This is a genomic window from Shewanella putrefaciens (assembly GCF_016406305.1).
Taxonomy (GTDB): Bacteria; Pseudomonadota; Gammaproteobacteria; order Enterobacterales; family Shewanellaceae; genus Shewanella; species Shewanella putrefaciens_C.
The window spans coordinates 1,048,847-1,063,675 of record NZ_CP066369.1 but is presented as its reverse complement, the minus strand read 5'-3'; the positions used below and the strand labels follow the sequence as shown (position 1 = coordinate 1,063,675).

Below are 14,829 nucleotides of genomic sequence, written 5' to 3'. Positions count from 1 at the left end.
ACGTCAATGTGATGAACTTTGAGAATTATGAAATAGAAAAATATAGAGTCTATAAAAAATCAAAAACAGTATGCGATCCAAATGGTAGAGAACCAGATGGTGAAGGTGGCTTTATTCATGATTGTTGGCTTGAAAAAACTTTGACTGCAGAAAAAATAAATCTAACTAATACTGAGTTAAACTTATTTACAGATTTAGCCGATGGAGTTAACGAACTTAAGAAAGAAATATCACAGAGAAGTATTGAAGTCCCAATAGACGTATTACCTAGTTGATTCGATATTACTGCTGCATCATACAAGGGAGAACGCGTTATAAATTACTACGATTCTCTGTCATACTTTGACAGCTCAATTGCTAGTAAATACTTAATTGCTTTTGATGCATTATTTAAAACGGTTTCAGTAGGCATAACTATGAATGCACCAGCTGTTAAATTTACTTTTCCAGATAAAACTGAGGCTTATGCTGTTTTTGATTTTGTTGATTCTGATGGTGTTGCCCATTTTAAGTTCATAAAAATTATAGGTGAGAATGGATTAGAGATTGACTTAACAAAAGATAATCCATTCAAAAAGAATTATGATGTTTCAGGAATGTCACTCACGTCATGGCAATCGCTTTTAACTGCGTTTAAAGCTTACGGGTTAGCTGTAGATGTTGCAAATACAGCAACTGTTCCTAAAGGCATTATTACAATTATTGATTGTTCTAAAAGCCCTGGACATGAGTGTAAGAACCCAATTTAATTTGCATGAAAACAAAAGGAATTTATTATGATGTTAAGTCCAGTATTATTTATTATGACTGTATTGCCATTTATGATTATAGTCGGCGTGTTGGGTTACTATCTAGGTAGAAGAAAAACAAACACACCTGTTATCACGGCTATTTTGGGTGCTATTGGCGGAATACTTCCACCTCTAGGCCTTATATACCTCATGCTTTTAACACTTAAAAATGATATTGAAAAATAAGTCTGTTTATTACTAAAATAGGTTGACCATTTTTATTAAGCCAGTTGGAATTCCTGACTGGCTTTTTCATGCACTTCGTTTGTTTTTTACTCCCTGCCTCCCCGTAAATGTATTTCATATGTAATATATTTTATATCTAATCTCAATCATCTACGTTAGTTCAATACTCTAACTCGTTAATGTCCAAAAACATGCTGTGTATTCTTTAAAACTTACAGATTACGCTAGTGCCAAAAAGGTGAGTTAGGGATTCACCCAATTAACTCGCTCGCCAGCTAAATAAGCGCTGAAATTTGCCGTCGCAATATTCAATAAGTTCTGCCGCGCTTCCTTGGTCGCCCAGGCATTATGGGGAGTGATACTAATATTGGGTGCATGTAACAGCGGGTTATCCGCACTGGGCGGCTCGGTTGACAGCACATCCACGCCGGCATAGAGCTTACCTCGAGCCAATGCACTGGCTAATGCGGCCTCATCGATTAATCCGCCCCGCGCCGTATTGATCAATAACGCCTTAGGTTTTATCAACCCAAGGGTTTGTGAATTGATAAATCGTTCGGTTTGCGGTGTGAGCGGACAATGCAGCGAAATAATATCGGATCCACCAAGCACAGTATCGCGCTCGGCCCACATGATACCTTGGGGTAAATCGGTAAGAATAGCACGGGTATTCACTAACACCTGCATGCCAAAGGCAAGGGCAATTTTTGCGACCTGCTGACCAATATCCCCATAACCAATTAGGCCCAAAGTCTTCCCCTTAAGCGATTGCAGCGGCGTTAGGGTAAAACAAAAATCCTTGCCATTCGCCCACTGGCCATCGACAACGGCTTGATGGTGGGCGGCAACGGCTTGGGTGTGGTGTAAAATATGGGCAAATACCATTTGGGCGACGGCATCGGGACCGTAGGCCGGCACATTAGTGACAACAATACCGCGCGCCTTTGCGGCCGCTAAATCCACCACATTTGTGCCCGTTGCCAACACACCTATGTATTTCAGCAGCGGCAGTTGGGCTAACGTGTCGGCATTAAGCGGTGTCTTATTGGTAAAGATAACCTCGGCGTCCCCTGCTCTAGGGATAATCTCGTGGTTGGCGGTGCGAGGAAAACAGGCAAAATCCCCCAATTCACTGAGGCCATGCCAACTCAAATCACCGGGATTTAAGGTTTCACCATCAAGAACGACTATCTTCATGCCGCTACTTCTCCTTTAGGACAACTTATACAATAACACGCTCATCTAAAAGCTGACTTTCAGCCCAAGATTGGCCTGCGCCTGCCACATTAAATCCGACGTGACATGCCATAGGCATTCGTTTTCATTACAAAAAAGCGTATTGTCACTGTTAATAAAAGTAGCGTACCCCCGGATATCAGCGAACAACGCAAAATTCGAGGTGAGGTTATATTCAACACCCCCACCGATTCCCATGGAAAAACGCGTTTCGGTTGACCAATCATCAGGCATCATGCGAGTGACCCCCGCACTGGCGGTGATATAGGGCAGCAAATCACCACGAGGGAAATATAAAGTCCCACCTAAGTGGATGTAATCTAAGTCTAATGAGGTTAAAAAATCCGGAGTAAAGAGCCCGCCACTCTTCAGCTCTGAGGATTGACGGCTGTAGAGCAGATACATATTGCCAGGATCATTAGTGTTAATCCCCAGTATAAAGCCATAATGGCTCGACTCTTCGACCCCGATTTCCTGTGTATTGTCAGTCTCTTGGTTATTATCATCGAGTTGATTGATTTCAAACTGGCCGCCCCCAAAACTGTAGCCACCGAAGGGAGCAATAAACATGTCGGTCTTCTCGGTCTTAGCCTCTAACGGCAAGGCGAGCGTGGCAGGAAGTAAACTTGCAATAACGAACAACCAGTTAGCGTATTTCATCTTAAATCCTTATGATTATTAACTATTCCTTACGTCGACAAAAGCTAACCAGATGGCTAACGCATTCCGCGCTCCGATTTCACCCTGTCATACGCAGCCTGAATATCCTGAGCCTTACGATTGGCCAGCTCCATCATCTCCGGCGGCAAACCTTTGGCGATTAACTTATCGGGATGGTGTTCATTCATCAACTTGCGATAGGCCCGTTTCACCTCTTGATCGCTCGCATCTAAGGTGATCCCCAGTAAGTCATAGGCGTCGGTAATAGAGGTTTTATTACCGTTTGAAGTCTGATGGAAACGATACTCCGCCTGCCAACGCTTGAGTAATTCATCCAGCTGTTCACGACCATAACCGAGTTCTTGGGCCACCGTCATTAGGATAGCTTGCTCCGCGGGATCAAGCTCACCATCGGACAGTGCTGTTTGGATCTGGATCTCAATAAACATCTGCACCAGCTCTTTTCGCCCCATGGTCACGGCACGAAATGCCTGTAGGCTGCTGCGCAAATCAAAGTCGCTTGCCTTCCCCTGTCGAAAAGCCTGTTGCGCGTCTTTACGGGCATCACCCGTAAGACGCAATTGATCCATTAACAGCGTCGCGATCCGGATATCGGTTTCTGTGATATGCCCGGATGCCTTAGCGACATGGCCCATCACCGCAAAGGTGGTATTAAAGAAAATACTCTGGCGATTTTTCGCCTGTCCAAGAATGTGTTTAAAACTCCCACCGCCGCTGCCACGCTTATCGTAAAGATGCCCAAGCCATAAACCTAACAAGGCGCCAAAGAACCGACCAAACATAAAGCCAATCACAAAGCCAAAAAACTTACCCCAAAGCCGCATCTTATTTCCTGATTTTAATAATGTATTTAATATCTCTACCCAATATGCTGGGATAAGCTAACCGCTCGATTTACCCGTTATTTTGCAAGTGGGATTCGAGCGCTTGCAGGCGTGAAAGCGTGCCGACATCACACCAAAGCCCCTTAAACATGGCGCCGCTGACTCGCCCCTGAGCCATTTGAGCCCTCAGCAGAGGGCCTAAAGCAAACGCGCCCTCGGGCGTGTCGTTGAACAACCTAGGATGGTAAATTCCCATCCCTGAGAAGGTGTATTTAGTCTCGCCCTGCTCATGTACTCGATTGTCCGCTAAGGCAAAATCCCCATTGGGGTGCTGCTCAGGGTTAGGCACGAGCCAAAGATGAGCTAAGGCATCATCGATAAGTGGTAATAATGGCGGCAAAGCATCGATAAAAACATCGCCATTGATCACTAAAAAGGGAGCATCATTTCCACCTTCACACAACAGGGGTAATGCCCGTTTAATTCCACCACCGGTTTCCAATGCCGTGTCTTCGGCACTGTAACGAATATTCACCCCAAAGGCACTGCCATCGCCTAGGGTTTCAAGGAGTTTATGCCCTAGCCAAGCATGGTTAATTACTATATCGACAATACCTAAAGCCGCAAGCTTTTCAATATGATAAATAATGAGGGGCTTGCCTAATACCGGCACTAAAGGCTTAGGCACAGTATCGGTCAACGGCCTTAAACGCTCGCCCCTTCCCGCCGCAAGGATCATGGCTTTCATCGATTTTCCCCTTCGCCTCTTGCGGCATTAAATGCCGGCAATACCCGTGCCTGCAGCCATGCCGCCAGCGGGGCTAATTCACTATAAGTCTGCGCGATATCGACAATGTAAGTTAAGGTCAGCGGGATATCGGCCATATAGGCGGGTTTATTATCTCGATAATGCAAACGAGCAAAGATCCCCGCCGCCTTGATATGACGCTGCAGCCCCATCAAGTCAAACCAACGCTGATACTGCTCGAAACTGACATCCTGCGGGATAAACCCATGTTCTAGGGCTTGCCGATAATGTTGTGCCATTAAGTCCGCAACCATTGCCTGCGGCCAGCGGACATAACAATCCCGCAGCAGGGACACTGCATCGTAGGTTACGGGACCGATGACCGCATCTTGGAAATCGATCACACACAGCTGGTCATTCTGCAGCATAAGGTTACGACTGTGAAAATCGCGGTGCATTCCCACCTTAGGTTGAGACAGGGCATTATCCACCAAAATATCAAAGCTTTGGATAAGTAAGTCCTGTTCGCTCAAGCTTAATTCAAGCTGCAAATGCTGGCCTAGCAGCCATTCGGTAAAAATACCTAATTCACGGCGAACAAAGGCCTCATCGTATAGCGGCAGGGCCTGATCCATTCCAGTATCAGGGTTTGTGCTATCAACCACAGCGGCAATTTGCGGTAATAATGCCAAGGCGCGGCGATAATAATCGCCGACATTCAACGGCGTTAGCACAGATAACAGCTGGGTATCACCGAGATCGCTGAGCAACATAAAACCTTGCTCGGCATCGGAGGCGATGACTTTTGGCACTGTCAGCCCCGCGCTCGCATAGGCATGAGATAGGGCAATAAAAGGGGCGATAGGCACAAGCTTGGGCGGGGAATCGGCGGCAATGTAGCTCGCATCCGCCGTGGTTATCCGAAAGTAACGTCTAAAACTCGCGTCACCTGAAATCAACACTGGGGTCACATCGCAGGAAAAATAACGGTTCAGCCACAGGTTTAGGGAAATAAATCTCGGATCGGATAAAGTCATTTCATGGCTCTTAAAGAAAAATTGCTTTATTATAGCTGGCATATAATTTGGAAACAGCTAAGAAATTGAGAGATTTATTTAGCGATGTTGCACTTGTATATTGCAACTTTCCCCGTCGATACTTGTCCAGACTAAGAAATCATAATCATTGACCTAAGATGCAGATCCGTTACCTTCTGGCCCTGAGCCTGTTACCGCAATTAGTCCTGGCAGACGAATCTCCAACCGCAACCGCATCCCAATGCATAATCGAACCGCCAGTACCCCGAATCGTATCTCAACCCGGGATGGACGCGGCTGACCTAGATACCATTCGGATTATTTCCGATAGAACTAATGCCGAAATGGGTAAGCAAGCAATTTTTACGGGTGATGTCGTATTTAGCCAAGGCGACAGACACATAGCTGCCGATGAGGCGATTCTCGATCAAGCCACTGAACAATTCGATGCCAATGGCAATTTAGTCTTCCAAGACAGTAACTTCACAGTTACCGCAGAGTCATTACAGGCGCAAATGCGCTCTAATCGCGCCACCCTTAAAGGTGCCCAATATTGGCTCCATGGTCAGCAGGTTCACGGCGATGCCGACAAACTGCAAATTACCATGAATAACAATTTGATCCTCACTAATACTAACTTTACTACCTGTCCACCGGACAATGTCTCTTGGTTGCTTGAAGCCGAGAAAATCAAGATCAATAGTGAGGAAGAATGGGGGGAGATTTGGAACGCAAAGCTGAGGGTCGGCGGCGTTCCGGTATTTTATATCCCCTATATGACAGTCCCTGTATCCGATAAGCGTAAGTCGGGCTTCCTCTACCCAAGCTTTAGCACTAGCACCACCAATGGCTTTGAAGTCTCGACACCCTATTACTGGAACATCGCCCCTGAGTATGATTTAACTTTTACGCCTAACTACATGACAAACAGGGGCTTATTTACAAAAACCGAGTTCCGTTATCTCACAGGTGAGGCCCAGAAAGGTCGATTGAATTTTGAATATCTGGGGAATGATGAACTTATCGATGGCAGCCCGAATCGCTATCTGTATAACTGGCAGCATCAAGGCGCGATAGACAAAAACTGGCGCGTGCAAGCCAACTTTACTGAAGTTTCAGATAACAACTACTTCAATGACTTAAAGTCCGACGTCAACCGCGCCACAGACAACCAATTGTCCCGTATTGGTGAGGTCAGTTACTTTGAGCGTAACTGGGATATCAGCACCCGAGTACAGGATATTAAAGTCCTCGGCGAAGATGAAAAGCCTTACCAAGTCATGCCGCAGGTGAATTTTAATTATCGAGCCGCCGACTTCTGGAAAAATCTCGACTTTGGTTTTAATTCAGAGCTAACTAACTTTTCCCATCAGGATAGCGACGTCAACACGGCGACGCGTATGCACATGGCACCTAGCGTGACCCTGCCCATCCATGGTCCTTCCGGTTCGTTCACTAGCCAAGTGAAACTGATGCAAACAAATTATTGGCAGCAGAATAACGACCCAACTGAAGAGTTAGATGAATCGGTCAGCCGCACTATTCCGCAGCTGCGACTCAACGGCCAGATCAACTTCGAACGTTTTACAGAACTGTTTGAGCAAAACTACCGTCAAACACTCGAACCACAGTTCCAATACCTTTATGTAGGTTATGAAGATCAGCGTGGCATTGGCATCTATGATACCGCCCAATTGCAGGACGACTACTTTGGTCTGTTCCGTGAAAACCGTTTCTCAGGCCTTGACCGTATTGCCGATACCAACCAAGTCACTCTAGGTGTGACGACTCGCCTATTAGACGATCATAGCCAAGAAGTGACTAAATTCAGCCTAGGGCAAATTTTTTATCTTCAAGACAGTAAGCTAGGTTACGAAGATAATATATTCGAGCAAAATCAATCAACATCTGTACTCGCAGCCGAGTTGGATACCCGTCTTAGCCATGACTGGTTCTTAGGTGCTGCCATCCAATACGACACCAATACCAGCGATAACAAGAAGACCGAAGTCACCTTAGACTTCCGCCCAGAAGCCAATAAGTTACTGCAACTGAGCTATCGTTATGTGCCCGATTTATTGAACTCAAATACCAATGATTTAGTGAATATTTCCCAAGCGGGTATTCGCGGTGCGTGGCCAGTGACCGACAACCTCTATTTTGTTGGCAACTGGTACTATGATCTCAATGAAAGCCGCAGTGTCGAAACCTATACCGGCTTCCAATATGAATCCTGCTGCTATGCTGTCCGCCTCAGCTATCACTACCGGATCAAAACCAATTACGATGACAACATAGGCTCGGCCACCATTGATGACAGAGAACAATTTGAAAGCGGTGTCTACTTAAACATCGTCATCAAAGGACTCGGTAGTTCAGGCCCATTAGGCGTGACAGATATGCTCAATGACGGCCTATTTAACTACAGAAAACCGCTTTATCTGAGGAATTAGCAAAGAATTGTGATAGATTGCTGAACCTCAACTAGGACTGAGAGTCCAAACAGGTTAATGAAAGCAGTGCGACGCCCTAGCCAATAGGGAACAAGGCCAAGTTTAACCGCCGAGGTCGCACTCTTTTTGAGTCGCCAGCAAAATAACACTGAGGCAACTCGCTGTAATTTCGATATAAATGGTAAAGTTAACTTAAATAAGCCGTCGAACCTGACCTTAGAATGTGCCAAGGATTTTGTGGATGAAACCCAGTAAACATCTGATTTTTGCTTTATTTGCACTCGCCATCAGCCAACCTACATTGGCCGCGCCACAGCAACTCGACCATGTTGCGGTCCAAATTAATGACGGTATTGTGCTCGAAAGTGAAATCACTAACATGATCGACACAGTTAAAGCCAATGCCAAAGCGGCAAATCAGTCGCTACCGTCCGACAGCGCTTTACGTACCCAAGTTATTGAGCGCTTGATCTTAACTCGCCTACAACTGCAAATGGCGGATCGTATCGGTCTGCATATTGGTGATCTACAACTAGACCAAGCCATTGAAAACATTGCCCGCGAACAAAAAATGTCCGTGGCACAGATGCAGCAGAAGATCGAAAGTGAAGGCTTAAGCTTTAGCCAATACCGTGAGCAACTACGCGAGGAAATCACCCTAGGTGAAATTCAACGCATTCAAGTACAACGCCGTATTCAAGTTTCACCACAGGAAATTACTAGCCTAGTTAAACTTATCCAAGAACAAGGTATGAAGGATGTGGAATACCAAATCGGCCACATTCTGATTGACGTGCCAAGCAATCCCACCAGTGAACAGCTGGAAGCCTCAAGCAAACGTGCCAACATCGTCTTGGAACGTTTAAAGGCAGGTGAAGATTTCCGTCGTACCGCTATCGCATCTTCTTCGGGCCCTAAGGCACTGGAAGGCGGTATTTGGGATTACATGAACATCAACGAAATGCCAACCCTGTTCGCTGAAGTGATCAACGGTGCGAAAACCGGTGACATTATAGGCCCAATCAAGAGTGGTGCGGGTTTCCATATCATCAGGATCATGGATGCACGTGGTCTACAAACCAAAGAGATTGAGGAAGTCCGAGCCCGTCATATTCTGCTCAAGCCATCCCCAATTCTGTCTGAAGACCGCGCTAAAGCCATGCTGGAGCAGTTCCTAAAACAAATCCGTTCGGGTGAAGCCAAGTTTGAAGACTTAGCCCGCCAATACTCAGAAGATCCCGGTTCTGCAACCAAAGGTGGCGAACTGGGCTGGGCGGAGCCAAGCATTTATGTGCCTGAATTTGCGCAAACGCTCAATAGCTTAAGCCCAGATCAGATCAGTGAACCCTTCCGTACCACCCACGGCTGGCATATCACTCAGTTAGAAGAGCGCAGAAAAACCGATGCCACGGATCAGTTCAACAGCAACCGTGCGCACCAATTGATCTTCCGTCGCAAATTTAATGAAGAACTGCAAAACTGGCTAGACGAAATGCGTTCTGACGCATACATTGAAGTCTTTGCGCCTGAGACCAACCGAGGTTAAGTAGAATTGACCACTAAACGTATTGCCGTTACCCCGGGTGAACCTGCTGGTATCGGCCCCGATTTAGTCGTACAACTGGCTCAGCAGGCTTGGCCCGCTGAGTTAGTCGTTTGTGCGGATCCCGAATTATTGGCAAGTCGTGCAAAACGACTCGGCCTGCCAGTGGCTTTTCGTCCCTATCTGCCAGATCAAGCGCCAAGGCCCCAAGAGGCCGGCACCTTAACCATAGCGCCATTCAAATTAGTCAGCCAGGCTATATGTGGTCAACTCGATGAGCAGAACAGTGCCTATGTAGTTGAAACCCTTCGCTATGCCGGTGAAAAAAACATGAGCGGCGAGTTTGATGCCGTTGTCACTGGCCCTGTACATAAAGGGATTATCAATCAAGCAGGCATTTCCTTTAGCGGCCATACGGAGTTTTTTGCCCACCAAGCAAATTGCCCCGATGTGGTAATGATGCTGGCGACACCGGGATTGCAGGTAGCGCTAGTCACCACCCATATTCCGCTGGCCTATGTGGCAAAGGCGATTACACGTCAAAGATTGCACCATATTATCAAGATCTTACATGCCGACCTTATTAGTAAATTTGGCATTAGCTCACCTAAAATCTATGTCTGTGGGTTAAATCCCCATGCGGGTGAAGACGGACATTTAGGGCGGGAAGAAATCGATGTGATCATTCCAGCACTGAATGAGTTAAGGGAAGAGCATCAAATGAATATTGTCGGCCCATTACCGGCCGATACCCTATTCCAACCTAAATATCTACGGGACGCCGATGTCGTTTTGGCCATGTACCATGACCAAGGGCTTCCCGTTCTCAAGTCACAGGGATTTGGCAAATCGGTAAACATCACCTTAGGTTTACCCTATATTCGTACCTCGGTTGACCATGGTACGGCGCTCGATCTCGCGGGTACAGGCAAGGCCGATATCGGTAGTTTTGTCTGTGCTCTGAATAAAGCCATTGAGTTATCCTCAAAAAACTAAACGATTACATTATTAATGAGCAACAAAGTACATTTAGGCCACACGGCCAGAAAGCGTTTTGGACAAAACTTCTTAACCGACGGCAATGTGATTAACCGCATTGTGGGCGCTATCGCCCCCGATAATGACCATGTGATGGTGGAAATCGGCCCGGGCCTTGGCGCCCTAACGGAGCCCGTCGCACTCGCAGTCGATAATTTAACCGTAGTGGAATTAGACCGCGATCTGGTTGAACGCTTGCACCAACATCCGGTTCTTAAGGATAAGTTGACCATTCACCAAGGCGATGCCCTGCAGTTTGATTTTAGTCAGCTCAGCGTTCCTGGTAAAAAACTCAAAGTTTTTGGTAACTTGCCCTATAACATCTCAACACCTCTAATGTTTCACCTGTTCGAATTTGCCGAGCAGATTGAAACCATGCACTTTATGCTACAAAAGGAAGTCGTCCTACGCTTATCGGCAAGCCCAGGTTGCAAAGCCTACGGCCGTTTAACTGTTATGGCGCAGTACTTTTGCCAAGTTGTGCCCGTACTGGAAGTCCCGCCCCACAGCTTTACGCCAGCCCCTAAGGTGGACTCTGCGGTTGTACGCCTTTTACCCTATGCAGAAAAGCCTTTCCCATGTAAAGATGTGAACGTGCTGCGCCAGCTTTGCACTACTGCATTTAACATGCGCCGCAAGACGTTACGCAATAACCTCAAACATATGCTGAGCGATGCAGAATTTGAGCAATTAGGCATAGATCAAAGCCAGCGACCAGAGCAGATCAGCGTCGAGCAATATGTGGCGATGGCAAACATGGTATGTGATAAAAGAGCTTAATTAGGCTAAGAATGTTGGGCACAACTGAGTGCCCAACCTCATTGCAGGAATGAAAATGAGCGCATTGGATACCTCTATTCGAGTCGAAGTCAAAACTGAGTATATTGAGCAACAATCCTCCCCCGAGGATGAAAAGTACCTCTTCAGTTACACCATCACCATTATTAACCTCGGCGATCAAGCGGCAAAACTTGAAACCCGCCATTGGATCATCACCGACGCCAATGGCAATATCAGTGAAGTTCAAGGTGCAGGCGTTGTGGGTGAAACCCCAACAATTCCCCCGAATACTGCCTATCAATACACCAGTGGCACTGTGCTGGATACGCCCCTTGGCATCATGCACGGCACTTATGGTATGGTCAGCGAATCGGGTGAACGCTTTCAAGCGATCATTAAACCCTTCCGTTTAGCAACGCCTGGTCTATTACATTGATTTAGCTGTAGAAAGGATATTGTGGCCCATTATTTTGTTGGTGATGTTCAAGGCTGTTTCGTCGAATTACAGAGATTACTCGCCAAAGTCGACTTTAACCCATCCCGAGATGAACTCTGGGCTGTGGGCGATCTTGTTGCGCGGGGCCCAGACTCCTTAGCCACCTTGCGCTATTTTCAATCCCTCGGCGATTCGGCCAAAACCGTATTGGGCAACCATGATCTGCATCTGCTCGCCCTCCATGGCAAATTAAAACGGGATAAACCCAGCGATAACCTCACTCCCCTGCTCAATGCACCCGATATCGATGGTTTGGTTGATTGGCTGAGGCAACAACCGCTCATGCGGGAATTACCCGAACAGCGAGTCATTATGACCCATGCGGGCGTTCCGCCTCAGTGGTCACTCGATATTCTCAGGCAAGAATCGGCACTGGTCAGCCATGCCCTCAAACAAGCTGATTACCTTGAGGCTTTAATAGGTCAAATGTATTCAGATATGTGCGATCGCTGGGACCCGACGACATTAGGCCTCAACCGATTATGTTTTTGCATTAATGCGCTCACCCGCATGCGCTATCTCTATGTGGATGGGCACTTAGACTTTGCCTGTAAGCAACCCCCTGAGGATTGCACGAACCCACAGTTACGCCCTTGGTTTGAATTTACATCGCCGCTACGTCAAAGCCACACACTCGTCTTTGGCCACTGGGCTGCCCTGATGGGGAAAGTCAACGATCCCCAATTAAAAGCGTTAGATACGGGGTGCTGCTGGGGTGAACACCTCACCCTATGGCATCTTGAAAAAGACCAAAAAATTACCCAAAAAAGGTTAAAAAAGAGTTAAACTAAAGCCGGCTTTGGTCGATAAACGACTGTGCGCCTAAGTCCTGAATTTTATAATCTTTTCATTTGGAAAAATATAATAATAACCGGAGTATCCTATGAAAGTTAATGTAGCCACCAGAGTTATTGGCGGGTTTAGCATTGTTACGCTTTTACTTGTGTTGTTAGGATTTACTTCCTATCTAACCAATATAAGCCTCAAAGATAGTTCGGCAATGATGCAAGAATTAAGCTTGCCAGCGCTTAAGGCGACTAACCATCTCACCGAGAGTTTAAGTGAGCAACAGCGTCAGGTTCTTATCGCCTATCACGCCCCCAAAGCGGCTAATATTCCCGATATTCGTCGGGTATTCGATGACCATAGCAGCCAATTTAAGAACGAGATCGTCAATCTCACCCAATTGGTCAAAAGCCAAACAAATTTACCTTCCCTTATCTCGCAACTGAGTGACAGCTTCTCCGCCTTCGAGCGCGATAGCCTAGCGATGTTCACCGAACGCGAAGCGGCCCTGAGCAAGCAAGAACAATTGATTGGCTTGAAGAAAAAACTCGAGAATGCCGCAGATGATGCCTCCTCGGTTCTCCTCGATGTGATCGATCTTGAAACCAGTCAAAATCCAGATGCCCAGAGCCTTGCGGCATCGGCAAGTGCTATGGACACTAGCCTTGGTAATCTCATTACCACAATTGCCGATTTAGTCAGCAACGATGAAATAAGTAAGCATGAGCTGATTTCAAAGGAACTCGAATACACCCTAGGCGAAACTAAAAATAGGCTCGAATATGTTAATCGCCATGCCGAGGGTATCGTTGATACCGAGACCTTAGAATCCATTAACCAAGATATAGGTAAAGTGCTGGCCCTCTTCGAAGGGCCAAACTCGATGCTGCTACTGAAATCAAGCCAATTAAAACACACTCAAACATCGAACAATCAACTGAGCGTCATTGAAAAAGATGTAAAAACCATCAACCGTAATATGGAAGATGTCAGTAATAACATCGAGTCGGTTGCCGCCAATATGAGCCAAGAAACCATAGCTAAAATTGATACGGCAAGTTTTAGAACCATTATCGTGGTGTTGATCGCGATAGTCGCAGCCATTATTATCAGTATCGCCGTGGTTAACCCATTAAAACGCTCACTAAATCAAGTGAATAATGCGCTTAATGTCTTAGCCTCCGGTAATTTAACCCACAAGCTAGACGACTCTGGCCACGATGAGTTTGCAGAACTCGCTAAAAACTGTAATCGCCTGGTAGATAGCCTACGTGGGTTGATTATTGGCATCCTAGATCGCTCGAACCAACTGGCCGCGGCAGCAGAGCAAACCTCAGCCATCACAGCGCAAACCACCTCTGGCATCCAAGAGCAAAAGAGCCAAGTTGACCAAGTCGCTACGGCAACCACAGAGCTAAGCTCGAGTGCACAACAGGTTTCATTAAGTGCCGATCAGGCGCTGGAACAGATCAAACAAGCCGATCAAGAAACCCAGCATATGCGCGCCATCGCCGAAGAGAACAAACGCACTATCTTGGCCCTCGCCGACGAAGTAGCCAAAGCGGGCCTAGTGATCAACAAAGTACAATCCGACAGTGCCTCCATAGGTTCGATTCTCGATGTGATCCGCGGTATTGCCGAGCAGACTAACCTGCTAGCACTCAATGCGGCGATTGAAGCGGCGCGAGCCGGTGAACAAGGACGCGGCTTTGCCGTGGTGGCAGATGAAGTACGAAGCCTTGCCTCTCGCACCCAAGTCTCTACCCGTGAAATCCAGCAAATGATTGAAGTGCTGCAACAGGGGGCAGAGCAGGCCGTAGCCGCCATGGACATGGGACGCGCCCAAGCAAACGCCTGTGTGGAAAAAACCGAGCAGGCCAACTTAGCCCTGGAAACCATCAGCCAGTCTGTGCATAAGGCCTATGATTCGGGCACCCATATTGCCCATGCGGCGCAGGAACAAAACCTTGTAAGTCAGCAGGTATCCGAGAAACTGGAGCATATTGCAGCCATTTCCGAAGAAACCGCCATAGGTGCCGACCAAACGGCTCAGTCGAGTCATCAGGTCGCCAAATTAGCCGAAGAGCTGCAAGCCTCAGTCGGTGAGTTTAGAGTCTAACCACTACTATCAAAGAAGGGCCGCGATGCGGCCCTTCTTCTTTAGCCACTCGCATTACCGAACACCAGACCTTTGTGTGTTTTTCAGACATAAAAATGCCGAATAAAGATT

General features: G+C 46.9%; 15 protein-coding genes. 10 read left to right on the top strand and 5 right to left on the bottom strand.

Features of this window, described 5'->3' with window-relative positions; translation table 11 throughout:
* Positions 1–11: 11 nt before the first annotated feature.
* The 3 genes from JFT56_RS04615 (at position 12) to JFT56_RS04605 (ending at position 977) form a co-directional block, all read left to right on the top strand.
* Entirely contained in the window at positions 12–275 is a 264-nt protein-coding gene (locus JFT56_RS04615; protein ID WP_198782537.1) for a hypothetical protein, read from the top strand.
* Between the two features lie 141 nt (positions 276–416).
* On the top strand, positions 417–749 hold the full coding sequence (locus JFT56_RS04610; protein ID WP_198782536.1) for a hypothetical protein: 333 nt from the start codon (positions 417–419) through the stop codon (positions 747–749).
* A 27-nt stretch (positions 750–776) separates the two neighbouring features.
* Positions 777–977, top strand: a complete 201-nt coding sequence (locus JFT56_RS04605; RefSeq protein WP_198782535.1) for a hypothetical protein — start codon at positions 777–779, stop codon at positions 975–977.
* Positions 978–1,220: 243 nt separating this feature from the next.
* Here JFT56_RS04605 and JFT56_RS04600 read toward each other — a convergent pair whose 3' ends face one another.
* From JFT56_RS04600 to JFT56_RS04580, 5 genes are all read right to left on the bottom strand, one after another.
* The gene (locus JFT56_RS04600; protein WP_198782534.1) at positions 1,221–2,174 is read right to left on the bottom strand and encodes a D-2-hydroxyacid dehydrogenase; all 954 of its coding nucleotides are present in this window, start codon (positions 2,172–2,174) and stop codon (positions 1,221–1,223) included.
* Between the two features lie 45 nt (positions 2,175–2,219).
* Entirely contained in the window at positions 2,220–2,873 is a 654-nt protein-coding gene (locus tag JFT56_RS04595) for an outer membrane beta-barrel protein (protein ID WP_198782533.1), read from the bottom strand.
* Between the two features lie 56 nt (positions 2,874–2,929).
* Positions 2,930–3,718 carry a co-chaperone DjlA gene (djlA, locus tag JFT56_RS04590; protein WP_198782532.1) on the bottom strand — a complete coding sequence of 263 codons (789 nt, stop codon included), beginning with the start codon at positions 3,716–3,718 and terminating at the stop codon, positions 2,930–2,932.
* Between the two features lie 70 nt (positions 3,719–3,788).
* Positions 3,789–4,466, bottom strand: coding sequence for an N-acetylmuramate alpha-1-phosphate uridylyltransferase MurU (gene murU, locus JFT56_RS04585; RefSeq protein ID WP_198782531.1), 678 nt, complete (start codon positions 4,464–4,466; stop codon positions 3,789–3,791).
* Positions 4,463–5,545 carry an aminoglycoside phosphotransferase family protein gene (locus tag JFT56_RS04580; RefSeq protein WP_198782530.1) on the bottom strand — a complete coding sequence of 361 codons (1,083 nt, stop codon included), beginning with the start codon at positions 5,543–5,545 and terminating at the stop codon, positions 4,463–4,465. The genes murU and JFT56_RS04580 overlap by 4 nt, the downstream gene beginning before the upstream one ends.
* 116 nt (positions 5,546–5,661) lie before the next feature.
* On the opposite strand from JFT56_RS04580, the gene lptD reads away from it, so the two are divergent.
* The 7 genes from lptD (at position 5,662) to JFT56_RS04545 (ending at position 14,718) form a co-directional block, all read left to right on the top strand.
* Complete coding sequence (lptD, locus tag JFT56_RS04575; RefSeq protein ID WP_198782529.1) at positions 5,662–7,956, top strand: LPS assembly protein LptD; 2,295 nt, start codon at positions 5,662–5,664, stop codon at positions 7,954–7,956.
* A 241-nt stretch (positions 7,957–8,197) separates the two neighbouring features.
* Positions 8,198–9,502: a peptidylprolyl isomerase SurA gene (gene surA / locus JFT56_RS04570; protein ID WP_198782528.1), complete on the top strand. Its 1,305-nt coding sequence runs from the start codon at positions 8,198–8,200 to the stop codon at positions 9,500–9,502.
* Between the two features lie 6 nt (positions 9,503–9,508).
* Positions 9,509–10,495 carry a 4-hydroxythreonine-4-phosphate dehydrogenase PdxA gene (gene pdxA, locus JFT56_RS04565; RefSeq protein ID WP_198782527.1) on the top strand — a complete coding sequence of 329 codons (987 nt, stop codon included), beginning with the start codon at positions 9,509–9,511 and terminating at the stop codon, positions 10,493–10,495.
* Positions 10,496–10,510: 15 nt separating this feature from the next.
* Complete coding sequence (gene rsmA, locus JFT56_RS04560; RefSeq protein WP_198782526.1) at positions 10,511–11,317, top strand: 16S rRNA (adenine(1518)-N(6)/adenine(1519)-N(6))-dimethyltransferase RsmA; 807 nt, start codon at positions 10,511–10,513, stop codon at positions 11,315–11,317.
* Positions 11,318–11,372: 55 nt separating this feature from the next.
* Positions 11,373–11,753: a Co2+/Mg2+ efflux protein ApaG gene (gene apaG / locus JFT56_RS04555; protein ID WP_198782525.1), complete on the top strand. Its 381-nt coding sequence runs from the start codon at positions 11,373–11,375 to the stop codon at positions 11,751–11,753.
* A gap of 21 nt (positions 11,754–11,774) precedes the next feature.
* Positions 11,775–12,599, top strand: coding sequence for a symmetrical bis(5'-nucleosyl)-tetraphosphatase (locus JFT56_RS04550; protein ID WP_198782524.1), 825 nt, complete (start codon positions 11,775–11,777; stop codon positions 12,597–12,599).
* A gap of 97 nt (positions 12,600–12,696) precedes the next feature.
* On the top strand, positions 12,697–14,718 hold the full coding sequence (locus tag JFT56_RS04545) for a methyl-accepting chemotaxis protein (protein WP_198782523.1): 2,022 nt from the start codon (positions 12,697–12,699) through the stop codon (positions 14,716–14,718).
* Positions 14,719–14,829: the final 111 nt, after the last annotated feature.